We start from the raw sequence: 17,106 nt of genomic DNA, 5'->3' as shown, positions 1-17,106 counted from the left end.
GTTGATGCTTGAGCATGAACCCCGAACATGCCCTTACAGGAAAGTGTGATGGCCGGAATTAAGGAAATTCGTACAAAGATCAAGAGCGTGCAAAACACGCGCAAGATCACCAAAGCCATGGAGATGGTCGCGGCTTCTAAAATGCGTAAAGCGCAAGATAGAATGCGTGCTGGTCGTCCCTACGCGATGAAAGTGCGCGCTATTGCGGCGCACTTGATGCAGGCTCACCCCGACTACACTCATCCTTATATGGTTGAGTCTAGCGAAACCAAAGCGGTTGGTATTATTGTTGTCAGTACAGATAAAGGTCTGTGCGGCGGCTTAAATACTAATATTTTGCGTTTGGTTTTGGGCAGTCTGCGTGACTTTGATGAAAAAGGCGTCTCCACTCAGTTGACCGCTCTTGGCAGTAAAGCGGCCGGTACCATTGCGCGTATTGGTGGCAAACTGGTATCCCAAGAAATTGGACTGGGCGATGAGCCTAATCTAGAGCGTTTGATTGGCGCGGTTAAAGTACAGCTGGATGACTATATGGCAGGTAAAGTCAACGCTGTATACCTCGCTAGCACACGCTTTATCAACACCATGAAGCAAGAGCCTACGTTTATTCGTTTGCTGCCTTTGCCTACTGGATTGAAAGACCCGTTTCAGGTTGGTGACGAGGGAATTGAAAATAACGAAGCATCGACGTCGCAATATGGTTGGGATTACATCTACGAACCCGATGCAAAATCTGTCATTGACGATTTGTTGCATCGCTATGTAGAGGGTTTGATCTACCAAGCCGTTGCTGAAAACATGGCTTCTGAGCAGTCTGCTCGGATGGTCGCCATGAAGGCAGCATCGGATAACGCGAAGTCGGTGATTGGTGAGTTGGAATTGGTCTACAACAAGACCCGTCAGGCCGCTATTACCGAAGAAATCTCTGAAATCGTGGGGGGTGCCGCTGCAGTGTAAGTGACGCTGCCAGGCATACCATTTAAGTTATTATGCAAGGACTAAACATGAGCAACGGTACCATCGTTCAGTGCATCGGCGCCGTGGTGGATATTCAGTTCCCCCGCGACAGCATTCCAAAAATCTATGACGCGCTTAAGCTCGTTGAAGATCATTCGTTTGCGGAAAAAGGCCTGACCTTTGAAGTACAACAACAGTTGGGTGATGGTGTAGTACGCACTATCGCCATGGGTTCCAGCGATGGTTTGCGTCGCGGTATGGAAGTGGCCAGTACTGGCGGACCAATCTCGGTACCTGTTGGTAAAGGTACATTGGGTCGCATCATGGACGTACTGGGTCGCCCGATTGACGAAGGCGGTCCTATTGAGTCCGACGAGCTACGCTCCATTCACCAAGATGCTCCTAAGTTCGACGAATTGTCGCCTTCAGTAGAGTTGCTGGAAACAGGTATTAAAGTTATTGACTTGGTTTGCCCCTTTGCAAAAGGCGGTAAAGTAGGTCTGTTCGGTGGTGCCGGTGTCGGTAAAACCGTTAACATGCTGGAATTGATTAACAACATTGCTAAACAGCACAGCGGTTTGTCCGTATTTGCTGGTGTAGGTGAGCGTACCCGTGAAGGTAACGACTTCTACTACGAAATGAGCGATGCTGGTGTTATTCAGAAAGATAACCTGAGCGAGTCCAAAGTGGCCATGGTTTTTGGTCAGATGAACGAACCTCCAGGTAACCGTCTGCGTGTAGCGTTGTCCGGTCTGACGATGGCGGAAAAATTCCGTGACGAAGGTCGCGATATTCTCTTCTTCGTTGATAATATTTACCGCTACACCCTAGCTGGTACTGAAGTATCTGCGCTGTTGGGTCGTATGCCTTCCGCCGTGGGTTATCAGCCTACATTGGCTGAGGAAATGGGTAAACTGCAAGAGCGTATTACTTCCACAAAAACAGGTTCTATTACGTCCATTCAGGCCGTTTACGTTCCTGCGGATGACTTGACTGACCCATCGCCAGCAACTACTTTCTTGCACTTGGACTCCACAGTTGTGTTGTCTCGTGACATTGCTTCTTTGGGTATTTACCCCGCTGTGGATCCTCTAGATTCCAGTAGCCGTCAGCTAGATCCACAAATTGTGGGCGAAGAGCACTACACAGTAGCTCGTGCTGTACAGCAGACATTGCAGCGCTACAAAGAACTGCGTGACATTATTGCTATTTTGGGTATGGACGAATTGTCCACCGAAGATAAGCAAGCCGTTGCTCGTGCACGTAAAATTCAACGTTTCTTGTCACAGCCTTTCCACGTAGCCGAAGTGTTTACTGGTGCCCCTGGTAAGTATGTTTCATTGGCCGATACCATCCGTGGCTTCAAGATGATTGTTGAAGGTCAGTGTGATGAGCTGCCAGAGCAAGCCTTCTACATGGTTGGCTCCATCGACGAGGCTTTCGAGAAAGCCAAGACCATTCAGTAAGGATTAAGCATGGCTACTCTTCATGTTGACGTGGTAAGTGCAGAAGAATCGATTTTTGCTGGTACAGCAACATTCGTGGCGCTGCCCGGTGAATCAGGCGAGCTGGGTATTTTACCCGGACACACGCCCTTGATTTCCCGGATTCGTCCCGGCACGCTGAAGATCGTTATGGATGATGGCCGTGAGGAGCTAATCTTCGTGGCCGGCGGCATACTCGAAGTTCAGCCCGGAACAGTCACCGTTTTATCGGATACGGCTATTCGTGCTGCAGATTTGGATGAAGCTAAGGCCTTGGCGGCGCGTGAGCGTGCAGAGCAAGCCTTGGTAGATACCAAAGACAAGGCAAGTGTTGCGGCAGTGGAAGCCGAGCTGGCGATGTTGGCAGCTCAGGTAGCGGCGGCTCGTCGCATCAGGGAAATGGCCAGACGCTAAGCTGTTAGATCCATGATAGTTAAAAGGCACTCATCTATTGATGAGTGCCTTTTTATTTGTATTATCGTTCTACAGTGAAGGGGCCCCTCTATGATACGAGTAAAGCCCTTCTTAGTAGTTGGCATGCAGTGCATTTAAGCTGCGGTATCCATCCTTTATTCAATAGCTTTAGGATAAGCTCCAGTCGTACTCTATGGTCAGTGGTGCGTGGTCGCTGAAACGTTCTGTTTTATAAACCGCTGCACGTAATGCTTTGGCAGCGATGCCCGGTGTTGCGATTTGGTAATCAATCCGCCACCCAACATTGTTGGCCCAAGCTTGGCCTCGATTACTCCACCACGTATAGCACTCCGAGGTGGTGTCTGGATGGAGTTTGCGGTACACGTCTACCCAGCCCATTTCGGACAAGACCTTGGTCATCCAAGCTCTTTCTTCAGGTAAAAAGCCGCTGTTTTTAAGATTACCTTTCCAGTTTTTTAGGTCAGCCTCGTGATGTGCGATATTCCAGTCACCACACAGGATGAACTCGCGCCCTGTGTCGTTGTGCTCTTGCATCAGAGCGTCTATCCATCGTTCGTAATGGTCAAGAAAACGATATTTGGCTTGCTGTCGTTCATCACCACTAGAGCCCGACGGCAAGTAAGCACTGACTACGCTTAATCCCTGCCAGTCGGCGCGTAAGATACGACCTTCAGCATCAAATTCGGGGCAGTCCATACCCATGGCAACCGACTCGGCCTGCGGGTTCAGGTATAAGCCAACGCCGCTATAACCTTTTTTCTCAGCATGGTGAAAGTGGCCTTGATACGGGCCGGGGTGGCGCATTTCATCGGTTAAATCAGGGGCACTAATTTTAATTTCTTGCATACAGATAATATGCGGTTGCTCCTGTTCTAACCAAGCGGGCAGCCCCTTGCGAAAGGCCGCCCGTATACCATTAACATTTAGTGAGGTCACTTTTAGCAAATCAGATCTCCATTAAGTGCCTCAAACTGTAGCCTATTTGTCCTAGTTTTGCAGCTAAAAGCACGTCATGTAGAGCTTGCTCGGCCCAAGACGAATAAATGCTGCTAGAGACTGATGCTAGTTGTCAAAACGATAGCTAGAGACAGTGAGCCCACCAAAAGCTTGAGTTTCATGGTGGAATCTATGGGCGACGGCCTCTTGTGCGGCGCCAATGGCCACCATCAGAGGAATGAGATGGTCTTCGCGCGGGTGCGCGATACGTGCTGAAGGAGCTTGCTCCCATTGCCGTAAAGCCTCCAAGCGTTGTTCTGGGTGCTCATGATTGCCTAGGGTTTCATGTAGCCAACGGTCAAACTGGGCCGAAGGCTGCACCCCGCCAGGGCCCATATTGCGTAGATTATGGTAGCTTAGGCCGCTACCAATAATAAGCACCCCTTGCTCACGCAAAGGACGTAATGCTTGGCCAATGTTTATATGCTTTTGTGGATCATAGTCGCTATGAATGGACAATTGCAGCATGGGAATTTGTGCTTCGGGGTACATGCAGTAGGCCGGTACAAAGGCACCGTGGTCAAAATCACGCTCATAGTCTAGTACAGCAGGTATACCTGCTGTAGTTAATAGCGCTTGTACTTCTTGGGCCAATACAGGCAGACCGGTAGCAGGGTAAGACAACTGATAGGTATGCGGTGGAAAACCGTAGTAGTCATACAGCATGCTAGGTTGATCAGCAGCCATCACCAGCAAAGGTTCTTGTTCCGCCTCCCAGTGGGCCGACACCATCAGTATGGCCTTTGGAGGCGTGCTAAGTTGCTCGGGGATGCTCGCCAAGGCCGCCCGTAGCGGGGCATACATTGCTTGAGCCTCGGCTATCCAAGGCCACGGCCCGCCGCCGTGTGAGATAAAGTAAGTAGGGAGTAGCACGGTGGAGCTCATATCGCTAACACTCTTGTCTGTTTAATAAGGGAATTATTTTTGCAGTAAGGCATCAATGCTAAAACGGCCAGGGCCAAACACGCTGAGCCCTAAAAACATAAAGCAAAACAATACTGCCGCCTCGCCACCGTTGGTTAAAGGTAGGAGTATGCTTGTGCTGTCTGCGTGACCGATGAAGTAGGCGGCCGCACACAGACCCGAGGCAATAAAGCACGCACTACGGCTAAATAAACCTACAAGAATCAGTGCGCCTAGTATGAGCTCTAGGATGCCCGCCGCACCATATAACGATAGCACTGGCAGGTTGGTAAACATTTCAAGTTTAGGTACACCTAGGATTTTGGCTGTACCGTGCACCAAGAGTAAGTACCCAGATACCACTCTGAGTAAGGATAAGGTGGCGCTTTGTGTTGTACTGTTAAGCTGAGTCATAACTCTTCCTAATTAAAAGAATAACGAAGGAGGGCACAGCTATATATAGCCTGGCATAGCTCGAAGTTACTGTATCTTTGTAGCGCAAAAATCTTATTTTAGGTAAAAAATACTAGGTAAAGAGGGTTGAGTGAGTCATTGCAACATAGCTGTAGACGAAAAAGCCGCTCAATTGAGCGGCTGATTTCAAGTAGATGAGACGTTATGAACGTAATTTTTTGAGCTCTTCTAGAGCGATATCTACGCGCACTTTACCTAGTGCGACCAAACGATCAGCGACCGTAGCGATTTCTTCGCCTAGGGCGCCAGCCATCATGGCGATGTTCTGTGCATGCAGTGACATATGCCCTTTCTGTATCCCTGTAGTAGCAAGCGCTTTGAGGGCCGAGAAATTCTGCGCTAACCCTACAGCGGCAATAATACGTGCTAACCGCTCAGCGGTCTGGACGTGAAGGATTTGTAAACATGCGCGTGCGGTGGGGTGCAGTTTGGTGGCTCCGCCCACTAGGCCCACCGCCATGGGTATTTCGATACTGCCTGCTAGATCACCTTCCGAGGTGATTTCCCATTGTGTTAATGAACCGTAATGACCGTGACGCGCGGCATAGGCGTGTGCACCTGCTTCGACAGCACGGGTGTCGTTACCCGTGGCTAAGACGACGGCAGAGATCCCGTTCATAATGCCTTTGTTGTGGGTAGCGGCGCGGTAAGGGTCGGCGGCAGCAAACTGATAAGCAGCAATAATGCCATCGCGCACCGCTGCACCACCAATAGCAGCACAAGGCCAAACGGCGCGTGCGCGGGCCAAACGCTGGTCTGCCAAATTAGACAGAATGCGTAAATACACCTTGCCGCCCGTCCATTGCTCAAGATGAGGGGCCAGAGTTTCAGCCATGGTATTTACCGCATTCGCACCCATGGCATCTTTGGTGTCCACAATAAGGTGGGTGATGACCATGGGGCCGCCTTCGGTTTGTAGCACACGCACCTGTAGGTCATGGAAGCCCCCTCCCATTTTCACCAAGATAGGGTCGCACTCATTGCACAATTGACGAATTTCTTCTTTACGCTCAAGAATACGCAGGCGACTATCATGGGGATTGGGCGATTGTACGAGTTGAATCTGCGCAATCATGTGAGTGCCAGACATGGAAGTGATAAAGCCTTGGTGGTCGTAGCATTGACGTGCTGCGTTAGATACTGCCGCCACTACCGAAGACTCTTCGGTGGCCATGGGAATAATGTGATCTTGGCCATCCACTTTCATGCTGGTGGCAATCCCTAGTGGGATGTTCATGGTGCCGATCACGTTTTCTATCAGACGGTCCGCTAACTGTGGGTCAATATTGCCCATGTTACGCAAATGAGCTTGCGTGTCGGCGTCCAACTGAGCAAAGTCAGCCGTTTGTTGTAGTCGTTCTTCTGGGCTGAGTTTATGGAAACCCGAAAGACGGGAGCTAGGTGTAGTGTTGCTCATTGAAGAGTCCTTGATGTGGTGAAGCTTAAGCGCCGCTCATGAGCCGTGGTAACCATGTCACCATACCTGGGAAGGCGGCGATCAGGATTAGCGCAACGACTTGTAAGAGCATGAAGGGAAACACACCGCGATAAACGGTAGTCATATTGATTGACGGTGGTAAGGCCCCCTTCATGTAAAACAGGGTGTAGCCAAACGGAGGGCTGATATAACCAGTTTGGATGGTGATTGCATACAGCACACCAAACCAAATCTCATCAAAGCCCAATGCCCGCACAATGGGTAGGAATACGGGGACGGTCAGTAAAATGATGCCAATCTCGTCCAGTACCGTGCCAAGAAAAATCAAAATTAACATCATGCACGCCAAGATCATGTACGGATGTACATTCAGGTCACGAATGAAGTTCATTAAGGTGTCGGCACCGCCTAGTCCTGTAAAGATAGCGACATAAGCTTTGGCGCCTACAGTGATCCAAAGAATCATGGCGGTAGCTTTTAATGCCTGTAGACCTGACTCCTGTAAGTTGGCAAAGTTTAATTGTCCACGTAGAAAACTAGCGATGACCGCACCTGCCACTCCTACAGCTGCCGCTTCGGTAGGCGTAGCAATACCGAAAAAGATGGAGCCCAATATGGCTACGATAAGCATAATCGGCAGGATTAACTGCTTAAGGCTTGCCAGCTTAGTACGCAGTGATACCGCATCGCCACTGCCTTTAGGCACTAGGTGGGGACGGGTGTAGGCCAAGGTAAGGATGTACAAAATGTACAGAACAGCAAGAATAATGCCAGGCACCAATCCTGCGATCAGCATTTTTCCTATTGAGACCTGAGCGGTAATCGCGTAGACGATAGTCAGGACTGACGGAGGAATTAATATACCTAAAGTGCCCGATGCGCAAATCGTACCTGTCGCCAAGGCGGGGTCATATTTGCGTTTCAGCATTTCGGGCAAGGCTAGCACGCCCATCGCGGTAACCGCGGCACCCACGACGCCAGTCATGGCCGCCATCACGACACAAATTAGTACCGTGCCTATGGCCAAGCCACCACGCAAGCGACCAAACCAAAGCTCCATCGTGCGATACAGGTCTTCAATAACGCCTGATCGTTGCAAGATTCCTGCCATGAGTATGTACAAGGGAATGGCAAGTAGTGCTTCAGAGCGCATGGTGTCAAACACTTGCAGCACAATAATAATGACAGACTCGGGGTTCCACAGAGTGACAGTCAATAATAGCGAGAGGCCGCCTAATACGAAGGCAATGGGTAGGCCAGTCAGCATGAACAGCGTTAGCCCGCCGAACATGAGTAATAAGATCATGTTAGGGGTCATGCTATTTCTTCCTTGTAGCGGGCAGTGGGATCGAGCCAAATATGGATGAATTCGGCCAGGGTTTGTAGGCCAAGTAAGGCGGCAGCGACAGGCACAGTAAATTTATAGGGCCACAAAGGTGGGTTCCAGGCCGAGAATGTTGTTTCTTTGTATTCAAACGCTTGCACGGCTAATGGCCACGAGTAATACATGAGGATGCTGCAAAATAAAATGATGACGGTGAAGTTAATCGAGTCTAGGATTCTTCCCGGTAGTGGCGCTAAGCGTCGGCGCACGATGTCTAAGTTGACGTGGCCACCTATGTGCATGAGGTATGGGCCGCCCAGCAGAAAGTACGGTCCAAACAGTAGTACCGCCAGTTCCATTCCCCATGTGGTGGGAGCGTTCAACACATAACGGCTAGTTACCTCATAGAGCATCACAGGTACGATGATCAGCATAAGGGCGGCAGCTAGCTGAAAAAGCCAGCGATTCAGGGTGGTTATCAGGCGTATATAGGTACGCAAGGCATGCTGCATGGCTTCTGGTCCGGAGCATCAAAGGGAAGAGATATACGGGCTGCAGCCAACTCACTGTTGAGCTGGCTGCAGCGTGGTGCAGGTGAGCTGCTTAAGTCAGCAGGCCCAGGCGCTCCAAGAATGCTATTTGACTGTCTAGCATCTTGGTCGCGTTTGGATTGTTATTGGTTGCCTTGCGCCATACTTCGACCACTTGCTTACGCGCCTGTGCAACTTCCGCAGGATCCAAAGAGCTGACGGTCACCCCTTGTTTGCGGAACGCCTCTAGGGCATTCCCGTCGGCTACCATGATGTGTTGACGTAAGGCCGCAGATGTGTCACGGGCTGCCGTAGCCAGAGCCACTTTGAAGCTTTCAGGCAGCTTGTCGTAAGCGGCTTTATTGGCAACGTAGCTAGTAGCGGTAGAAGGTTGATGTGGGCCAGGCATAATGATGTATTTGGCCACTTCGCCTAAACCCGCCTCTAGGTTAGCCGTTAAGTCGCCGCGGTCAGCCAGATCAATAACGCCTTTATCTAGCGCTGAATAGACCTCGCCAGTTGGCAAGGGTGTGACGGATACGCCTAAGGAACCCATAACCGTAGAGGCTAAGCCCACGAATCGTCCTTTTTTACCTTTGAAGTCGGCAATGCTTTCGATAGGTACTTTGGAGTGGATGGGCTCAGGGCCGTAGACGGTGGGGGCGATATAGTACAAGCCAGCTGGCGCGTAGGCTTCGCGAGCTAGTTCTATGCCTCCCAACTCATAAAACCATGCTTCATATTGATCTCCCTCAGGAAAGCCAAAGGGAACAGTGCTGGTGAAGGCTAAGCCTGGTATTTTGCCTGCTTCGTAGCCGTCAAAAGTCTTCATCATTTGGAAGGCTCCACCGCGTACCGCATCAAATGCTTGGTTGGCGGGCACTAATTGGCCTGCTGAGTACAGGTCAATTTTAAAGCGTCCATCGGTCAACTCAGCAACACGCTTGACAAAATATTCTTCAAATTTTTGTGGTGTGGTGCCCCCGTCCCAGAGAGCTTGCATACGCCAGTTTACGGTATCTGCAGCGCGTGCAATATGAGCGCCTGCGCCCAGCGTGGCGACGCCAGCCATGCCTAGGCCTTTAATCAAGGTGCGGCGAGAGATTTGTTTCATACTTTCCTCCAAATGGTGCTTATGGCTTATCTCTGCGTGTAATAAGAGATAGAAATGTCATACTTTAAAGCGACAATGTGGGCCCATAATAGAAATTAAAATGGGACAATACAAGGTACAGTTGTTGGGTCAGTGTGCAAACTGTCCCAGGTTATGCGAAGGTACGCATTAACCCTAGGAGAACGGAATGAGGCCGGTTTATCAAATTGTCGGAGCGATTCGGGCAGACATAGAGGCAGGGCGTTTATCTGCCGGCACGCGCTTACTGTCGATTCGTAGTGGTGCTGCGCGCTATGGTGTGTCGAAAAACACCATGTCTGACGCCTATGATCGCTTAGTGGCGCAAGGCTTATTAGTGGCTCGTCCTGGGTCAGGCTATTTTGTAGCCGAAACTGATACGCTGAATACGGGCAGCTTGCAGCCACATGTTGTTCAAGCCTTGGATACGGTGTCTTTATTACGCGAACAACTGATACGCCAGCACGAGGTGCGAGTGGGGGATGGTCGCTTACCCAGCAGTTGGGCACGGGGTTTGGACAAAATGGTACGCAATCAAGTGGCTACGAACGATACTATGGATCATGGTTACGGTAACCCTTGGGGCTATGAGCCTTTACGCGATCATATCGCCTTGATGCTACGTGAGCGTGGTATTAAGGTTGGCTCTGAACGTGTATTACTTACCTATGGTGCTAATCATGCTTTAGACCTAGTAGCCCGCTATTGCCTGAATCCAGGCGATGTGGTCTTGGTTGATAGCCCTGGGTATTATCCATTATTCGGCAAGTTGCAATACTGCAATATACAAATTGTAGGTGTACGACGTGGCGTTGATGGACCAGACTTGGCAGAGTTAGAGCTAGCGTGCAAAACGCATAAACCAAAGTTGTTTTTTACTCAGACTTTAGCTCATAACCCTACGGGTACTAGTGCAACGCTACCTGTTTGTCATCGTATTTTAACGCTAGCCGAGCAACACCAGTTTTATGTGGTTGAGGACGATCCATTCGCTGATATTTTACCTGTCGATAGTCCTCGTTTAGCCACCTTAGATCAACTGGCTCGAGTGATTTATGTGGGTACATTTTCCAAAACGCTATCCGCAGGTGTACGAGTAGGATATGTGACCGGGCCAGAAAAAATTCTGTCTGCTCTGTGCGACTTAAAAATGCTGACCTTGGTGGCCACTTCTGATTGGGCGGAGCGTACGGTGTATGACCTTATTGTTCGCGGGCAATACTTAAAACATTTGAGGCGTTTAAAGGTGCTGGTGCAACGTACTCAAAAGCAGGTGTATCGGGCTTTGACTGAACTTGGCTTGAACGTATTTAGCCCGCCTTCTGGAGGGTTCTATTTGTGGGTCTTGTTGCCTTCCGAGCTTGACGAGGCAGCGTTTTTAAGTGCGGCAGCCCAGCGCAGTATTTTCATCGCCCCTGGGAGTATTTTTATGCCGGACAAGCGTGTCGCTAGGGCAATGCGGGTCAATATCGCGTATGCCATGGATGAGCGTTTTTTAGATTTTTTGCGTGGGTGGTTAAGGCCTGTTAGGGGAGGGCGAGGCTGAGTGAGCGCGTGATGGTCGTGTACGCTTATGCTTGGCTATGAAATAATAAGAACTTCATCTTTTTTTATAGATCTATTTTATGTCGGCCATACACAGCAATCGCCGTGATTTCGTGCGCTTTTCGCTGGAGCAAGGGGTGCTGCGCTTCGGTGAGTTCAAAGTGAAGTCCGGGCGTATCAGCCCATACTTTTTTAATGCAGGTTTGTTCAATACCGGAGCCAGCGTCGGTCGTTTAGCACAATTTTATGCGCAGGCGCTGTTGGATGCGGGTATTAGCTTCGATATGCTATTTGGTCCAGCATACAAAGGGATACCGTTATCTACCGCGACGGCGATTGCACTGTCTGCACACCCTGATTGCCACACCGATGTTCCCTTCGCTTTTAATCGCAAAGAAGCCAAGGCGCATGGCGAGGGTGGGGTATTAGTGGGCGCCCCTTTGCAGGGTAAGGTAGTGATTATTGATGATGTGATTACGGCAGGAACTTCTGTACGTGAGTCGGTAGAAATTATCCGCGCAGCAGGTGCCGAACCCGTCGCCGTATTGATCGCCCTTGACCGTATGGAACGTGCAGGCAACGATCAGATTCTTTCTGAGCATTCTGCGGTACAAGACGTAGAGCAAAAATTTGGCATGCCGGTGGTGAGTATTGCCTCTTTGCATGATATTTTGGATTTCTTGCGGAATGATGAGACCCTAGCGGCTCATCACGAGCAAGTAGATGCTTATCGCCAACGTTACGGCGTGTAGTTACCGCCACAGAGCTAACCCTAGCCGCCTATCGGTGGCCGGGGTGATTGCGCCACGTACGAATGGTGGCGCGGTTAATGTAAATGACACGTTAAGCCATCTGGCTGATTGTCTTGCGAAAGCGGCTGAGGGACAGAGCAAACAAGGCAATCCCAATGGCGAGCAAGGCCAGAAATGGCTTCCAAACTACGCTGATACCGGCGCCTCGGTACAAAATGGCTTGACCTAAGTCGACAAAGTGCGTGGTGGGTGCCAAGAGCATAATGTCTTGTACAAGGGCGGGCATGCTTTCTCGTGGAGTCATGCCACCAGATAGTAATTGCAGTGGCAACAGGGTCAGCATCAGTAGCAGACCGAACTGAGGCATGCTGCGCGCTAAGGTAGCAAGAAAGATACCCATGGAGGTGGTGGCAAACAGGCAAAGCGCAGCACCTGCTAAGAAAAGCAGAATTGAGCCCTGAATGGGTACGTTGAGTAAGCCTTGCACCACTAGCAGTAGTGAGGCCGCCACGGCGACAAGCACCACTAGCCCCATGGACCACACTTTGGCCAGCATAATTTCTGCTGGTGTCACAGGCATAACTAATAAGTGCTCGATCGTGCCATGCTCGCGCTCACGGATTAAGGCGGCACCTGTCAGAATAATAGCGAGCATCGTGACATGGTTGATAATCTGCATCACGCCGCCAAACCAGGTCTTTTCCAGGGTAGGGTTAAAGCGTGCCCGCATGACTAGTTCCACTGGCAATACTGTATTGCTACGATAGCCTTGGACAAACTCGTTGACTTCGGCCATTACGATTTGTTGAATGTGATTATTGCCACTGAATGCTTGACTCATGCGGGTGGCATCGACGTTGAGTTGAATTTCAGCGTGGCGACCGGCTAGTATATTTCGTTGGAAATTAGGCGGTATATTCAGTACGAAAGTGTAGTGGCCGGCGTCCATGCCCGCATCCATTTGCTGAGGGGTAATCATGGCGGGCGGGTTGAAGTTAGGCGGATAGAAAGCACTAGCGATGCGAGCTGACAGGGGAGAGTGATCTTCATCCACGATAGCGATAGGGGCGTGGTGCAGGGTCTCGGGCATGGCTGTTGCCGCGGTGTATACCGACACTGAAAAAGTATAGACGATTAATATCAGCATCATGGGGTCGCGCAACAGACTCCAGATTTCTTTGATGCCGAGGCGATAGATGTTAGCGAAATACATGTCGTTCCTGGCTCAGTTATCTTGTTTTTTTAGTAAAGCGATTGCTACGCCCATAATGATGGGGATCGTGAGTAGCAGGGGCCAGAATGCATAGTGTAAATCTGCAAGGCTAAGGCCTTTACTAAATACGCCTCTGCTGATGGCAAACATATGGGTTGCAGGGTAGATCTCCCCAATAAGTTTGCCTGCCCCTTCTAGCGAAGACACCGGGTCTAGCAGCCCGGCAAATTGTGTGGCGGGAATCAGGGTGCCAATCATGGCAAAGAACATCGCGGCGATTTGGCTGCGTGTTACCGCCGATGCCAACAGCCCCATGCCAGTAGAAATAATACTGAACAGAAAAGCGGCAAGAAAGAGGGTGGCGTAACTGCCGCTTATGGGGACACCGAACACAGTGACAGCCAGTGCGCTCATGAGTAAAAAATTCACCATTGCCAGGCCGATATAAGGCAGTTGTTTACCTAGTAAGAACTCACTTCGGGTGACGGGGGTAACGTACAGGTTGATGATTGAGCCCAACTCTTTTTCTCGCACCACGGCAAGCGCTGTGAGCATAGCAGGCAAAATCAATAACAATAAGGGGATGACGGCGGGTACGATAGCAGGCAAGCTTTTGACATCAGGGTTGTATCGATAGCGAGTTTCAATTTGGGCAACGCCTTGTAAAGGCATACCTAAACGCTCGCTCGCCTGCCTAGCAAGCCATTGCCTGTGCATGCCTTGAACATAGCCCTGTACGGTTTCTGCCCGCGTGGGCATAGCGCCGTCTATCCAGGCGCCGATTTCTACGTTCTCGCCGCGAAGCACCTTACGGCCAAACCCCTGCGGGATTTCCAAAGCCAGGGAAAGTTCACCGCTGCGCATGCGTTCGTCCAGCTCGTTATGGTTATTGAGCGGTGGGCGCTCAATAAAGTAGCGAGATCCTGACAGATTCAGGGCATAGTCGCGGCTAATACTACTTTGGTCTTGATCAAGTACGGCGTAGCGTAAATCTTCAACATCCATGCTAATGCCGAAACCAATGACAAACATCAGGATGACGGAGCCGGCCAGGGCTAAGGTGGCACGTACGGGGTCTCGTCGAAGCTCAAGCGCCTCACGCCACGTATAGCTTAGCATTCGCTGCAGACTAAAGCGTGAGGGGCGCTGTGATGGGGTAGAGGGGGCAGTGCTGACCACTGGGGGGGCATCTTGGCTGCTGGGTGAGCCAGCCAACACAGGCTCCTCACGCGTTTGGCCGCTGGCCTCGAGTAAATACCCGATAAAGGCATCTTCCAGATCGTTGGCCGCCCTTTTTTTTACTAGGGCCGCCGGCGTATCACTATCTAGCACCTTGCCTGCATGCATCATGGACATGCGGTCACAGCGTGCAGCCTCGTTCATAAAGTGGGTCGAGATAAAAATAGTTACTTTGTCTCGCCGTGATAGCTCAATGAGAAGACGCCAAAAGTTATCTCTTGCGATGGGATCCACCCCTGAGGTGGGTTCGTCTAGGATGAGAAGCTCGGGGCGATGCACCATGGCCACAGCGAGCGATAGGCGTTGACGCATACCTAACGGCAGGCTGCCAGGGAGGCTATCCATGGCTTGCTCAAGCTCAAAGCGCTGGCTCATTTCATGGATGCGGGCGGGGATATCTGCCTCGGGGACATGGAACAGGCGGGCGTGCAGTACCAGATTTTGTTTTACTGTGAGTTCGCTATAAAGAGAAAAAGCCTGTGACATATAGCCCACGCGACGGCGGGTTTCGATGTCGTGAGGATCGACTTCGTTGCCAAATAGCCATGCTTTGCCTTCGCTGGCGGGTAACAGCCCGGTGAGCATTTTCATGGTTGTGGATTTACCACAACCATTAGATCCCAGAAAACCAAAAATTTCTCCCCGCCGGATTTTAAAACTGACGTGGTCAACCGCTACAAAATCACCAAAACGCATGGTTAAGCCTTGCGCTTCAATGGCAATGTCGGTGTCGTCAACGTCGAGAGCGGGAATATGGACGGGTTCGTAACCCCGTCTTTTTTCTTCTGGCAATAAGCGGATGAACGCCGTTTCCAGTGATTCAGCGTGGGTCTTTTGTAAGAGTTCGGCTGGAGTGCCTGTAGCCAGGATTTTCCCATTATCCATTGCGGCGAGCCAATCAAACCGCTGAGCCTCATCCATATATGCGGTGGCGACGATGACGCTCATCGTGGGACGCTCTAGCCTGATGCGAGCGATCAGATCCCAAAACTGAGCGCGTGCCAAAGGGTCTACGCCTGTTGTGGGCTCATCTAACACTAGGAGGTCGGGGTCATGGATCAGAGCACAGCACAAGCCCAGCTTTTGTTTCATCCCGCCAGAGAGTTTTCCAGCAGGCCGGTCTAGAAACTTATCCAAATCCGTGCTGCGGGTAAGATCGTCGATCCGTCGTCGCCTTTCGGCCGCACCATGGCCAAATAAGCGACCAAAAAACTGCAGGTTTTCCTCAACAGAGAGGGTGGGGTAAAGGTTTTTTCCTAGCCCTTGTGGCATGTAAGCAATACGGGGGCAAGCCGCTTGACGATGTGAGCGGTCAGCCATGCTGGCCCCCAGAGCAATGACGCTTCCTTGCTGGACTGCGCGTGCGCCGGCGATCAAGGCAAGCAAACTGGATTTGCCGACACCGTCAGGGCCAATTAAGCCGACCATCTTTCCAGCAGGAATATCGAGATCTAACTTGTCCAGCGCCACGGTTTTGCCATAACGCAGGCTAACGCCGTGTAGTTGGGCAATAAAGGAAGCGGCTTGAGGCATGGTTTACTCCGGCAGACGCACGTTCAAATTGGCAGGCCATTCCTTTTTGGGGTCATATTTGATCCACGCGACCCCAGGCAAACCGGTTTTGACTTGCTGAAGATGTTTGCGCAGCAGTTCGGGAGGAATCTGTGCTTTGACGCGGAACATGAGCTTTTGTCGTTCGCTTGCTGTCTCTACAGTCTTGGGGGTAAATTGTGCCGTGCTGGCGACGAAGGAGACTTGGGCGGGGATGACATATTCGGGGGCCGCATCAAGAACAATCCGCACGTCTGTGCCCATCGCCACTCGTCCGGCAATGGCCTCGGGCAGGAAGAAGGTCATGTACACATCAGAGAGATCAACTAAATTCAGTACACGCCCCCCCGCCCCTAAGACCTCACCAGGCTGTGCGACGCGAAACTGAATCCGTCCATCACGGGGGGATTTCAAGGAGTTGTCATCGATATCGGCTTCGATTCGGGCGATGGTGGCCTGAGCGGCCGTCACCTGGGAGCTTGCTCCGATTTCTTGTGCTTTGGCTGCTTGGACGGCAGCGCGACCTGCGACCACTTGAGCTCTGGCCGCGGTGAGTGCTGCTTGTGCGCTATTGACTCGCGCGCGATCATCATCTAGTTCTTGGCGTGATGAAGCGCCTCCTTTGGCGAGGCTTTCCGAACGGGCTAAACGTTTACGACTGGCATCTAGTTCCGACTCACGTTGTAGTACCACGGCATTAAGCGCCTCAACGTCGCTTTCACGCAGCGTCACTTGAGCTTGCGCGGCGGCCACGGCATGAATGGCTTGTTGCTTCATGGCCAAAGCTTCGTCGCGTTGTGCTTGTAGGGTGGTAAGTTGCATGACCGCTAACACTTGGCCAGCTTGTACGAAATCGCCTTCGCCCACTTTGATTTCGTCTACCCTGCCAGGTAGCTTGGTCGCGATGTCGATCTCGGTTGCTTCGATACGTCCGTTGCCGCGGGCAAAGCCTTCTGCAGGTTGATCATCGGAAAAATGCTGCCATGCATACCAGCCAGCACCGGCTAAAAGGACGAGGGCAGCGATAAAAACAGTTTTTTTGAGCGTAAGTGAGGTAGCCATCTGCAAGCCTTGTGGTGTTGATCTCAATAATTAAAAGAGGTGTTTTTTGCGTTGGTATCCGGTGAGTCAGG

Annotated in this window: 15 protein-coding genes; 5 read left to right on the top strand and 10 right to left on the bottom strand. The window is 51.1% G+C overall.

Going from position 1 to position 17,106, the window contains the following annotated elements; all coding sequences use genetic code 11:
* Positions 1–48 precede the first annotated feature (48 nt).
* The 3 genes from atpG to OSH01_RS07885 are packed head-to-tail and all read left to right on the top strand — an operon-like array spanning position 49 to position 2,855.
* Entirely contained in the window at positions 49–957 is a 909-nt protein-coding gene (gene atpG / locus OSH01_RS07895; RefSeq protein ID WP_266123648.1) for a F0F1 ATP synthase subunit gamma, read from the top strand.
* Between the two features lie 47 nt (positions 958–1,004).
* Positions 1,005–2,423, top strand: coding sequence for a F0F1 ATP synthase subunit beta (gene atpD / locus OSH01_RS07890; protein WP_266123537.1), 1,419 nt, complete (start codon positions 1,005–1,007; stop codon positions 2,421–2,423).
* Positions 2,424–2,432: 9 nt separating this feature from the next.
* Positions 2,433–2,855, top strand: a complete 423-nt coding sequence (locus OSH01_RS07885; RefSeq protein WP_266123536.1) for a F0F1 ATP synthase subunit epsilon — start codon at positions 2,433–2,435, stop codon at positions 2,853–2,855.
* Between the two features lie 168 nt (positions 2,856–3,023).
* On the opposite strand, the gene OSH01_RS07880 is transcribed toward OSH01_RS07885, so the two are convergent.
* The 7 genes from OSH01_RS07880 to dctP form a co-directional block, all read right to left on the bottom strand.
* A complete protein-coding gene (locus tag OSH01_RS07880; protein WP_266123535.1) occupies positions 3,024–3,821 on the bottom strand; it encodes an exodeoxyribonuclease III in 798 nt (265 codons plus the stop codon).
* Positions 3,822–3,938: 117 nt separating this feature from the next.
* A complete protein-coding gene (locus OSH01_RS07875; RefSeq protein WP_266123534.1) occupies positions 3,939–4,757 on the bottom strand; it encodes a DODA-type extradiol aromatic ring-opening family dioxygenase in 819 nt (272 codons plus the stop codon).
* Between the two features lie 33 nt (positions 4,758–4,790).
* Positions 4,791–5,189 carry a DoxX family protein gene (locus tag OSH01_RS07870; RefSeq protein ID WP_266123533.1) on the bottom strand — a complete coding sequence of 133 codons (399 nt, stop codon included), beginning with the start codon at positions 5,187–5,189 and terminating at the stop codon, positions 4,791–4,793.
* Between the two features lie 202 nt (positions 5,190–5,391).
* On the bottom strand, positions 5,392–6,666 hold the full coding sequence (locus OSH01_RS07865; protein ID WP_266123532.1) for a hydroxymethylglutaryl-CoA reductase, degradative: 1,275 nt from the start codon (positions 6,664–6,666) through the stop codon (positions 5,392–5,394).
* Positions 6,667–6,691: 25 nt separating this feature from the next.
* Complete coding sequence (locus tag OSH01_RS07860) at positions 6,692–8,005, bottom strand: TRAP transporter large permease (RefSeq protein WP_266123531.1); 1,314 nt, start codon at positions 8,003–8,005, stop codon at positions 6,692–6,694.
* Positions 8,002–8,523: a TRAP transporter small permease subunit gene (locus OSH01_RS07855; RefSeq protein WP_266123530.1), complete on the bottom strand. Its 522-nt coding sequence runs from the start codon at positions 8,521–8,523 to the stop codon at positions 8,002–8,004. The genes OSH01_RS07860 and OSH01_RS07855 overlap by 4 nt, the downstream gene beginning before the upstream one ends.
* Positions 8,524–8,614: 91 nt before the next feature.
* Positions 8,615–9,655: a TRAP transporter substrate-binding protein DctP gene (gene dctP, locus OSH01_RS07850; RefSeq protein ID WP_266123529.1), complete on the bottom strand. Its 1,041-nt coding sequence runs from the start codon at positions 9,653–9,655 to the stop codon at positions 8,615–8,617.
* Positions 9,656–9,842: 187 nt separating this feature from the next.
* Between dctP and OSH01_RS07845 the strand changes: the two genes are divergently transcribed.
* Together OSH01_RS07845 and pyrE are read left to right on the top strand one after the other, a co-directional pair.
* Positions 9,843–11,219: an aminotransferase-like domain-containing protein gene (locus tag OSH01_RS07845; protein ID WP_266123528.1), complete on the top strand. Its 1,377-nt coding sequence runs from the start codon at positions 9,843–9,845 to the stop codon at positions 11,217–11,219.
* Between the two features lie 79 nt (positions 11,220–11,298).
* Positions 11,299–11,970 (top strand): orotate phosphoribosyltransferase, encoded by a 672-nt coding sequence (gene pyrE / locus OSH01_RS07840; RefSeq protein ID WP_266123527.1) that lies wholly within the window; start codon positions 11,299–11,301, stop codon positions 11,968–11,970.
* Positions 11,971–12,061: 91 nt separating this feature from the next.
* Here the strand turns inward: pyrE and OSH01_RS07835 are convergent, their stop codons facing one another.
* Genes OSH01_RS07835 through OSH01_RS07825 form a run of 3 tightly spaced genes read right to left on the bottom strand, consistent with a single transcriptional unit; the run spans position 12,062 to position 17,035 of the window.
* A complete protein-coding gene (locus tag OSH01_RS07835; RefSeq protein ID WP_266123526.1) occupies positions 12,062–13,183 on the bottom strand; it encodes an ABC transporter permease in 1,122 nt (373 codons plus the stop codon).
* A gap of 12 nt (positions 13,184–13,195) precedes the next feature.
* Positions 13,196–15,955 carry a ribosome-associated ATPase/putative transporter RbbA gene (rbbA, locus tag OSH01_RS07830; protein ID WP_266123525.1) on the bottom strand — a complete coding sequence of 920 codons (2,760 nt, stop codon included), beginning with the start codon at positions 15,953–15,955 and terminating at the stop codon, positions 13,196–13,198.
* Between the two features lie 3 nt (positions 15,956–15,958).
* Positions 15,959–17,035, bottom strand: a complete 1,077-nt coding sequence (locus OSH01_RS07825; protein WP_266123524.1) for an HlyD family secretion protein — start codon at positions 17,033–17,035, stop codon at positions 15,959–15,961.
* Between the last annotated feature and the right edge of the window lie 71 nt (positions 17,036–17,106).

Origin of the sequence: Alcaligenes endophyticus, assembly GCF_026344035.1 — a bacterium.
Classification (GTDB): domain Bacteria; phylum Pseudomonadota; class Gammaproteobacteria; order Burkholderiales; family Burkholderiaceae_B; genus Alcaligenes; species Alcaligenes endophyticus.
Note: the sequence above shows the minus strand (reverse complement) of the source record. Positions and strands in the feature narration are given on the sequence as shown.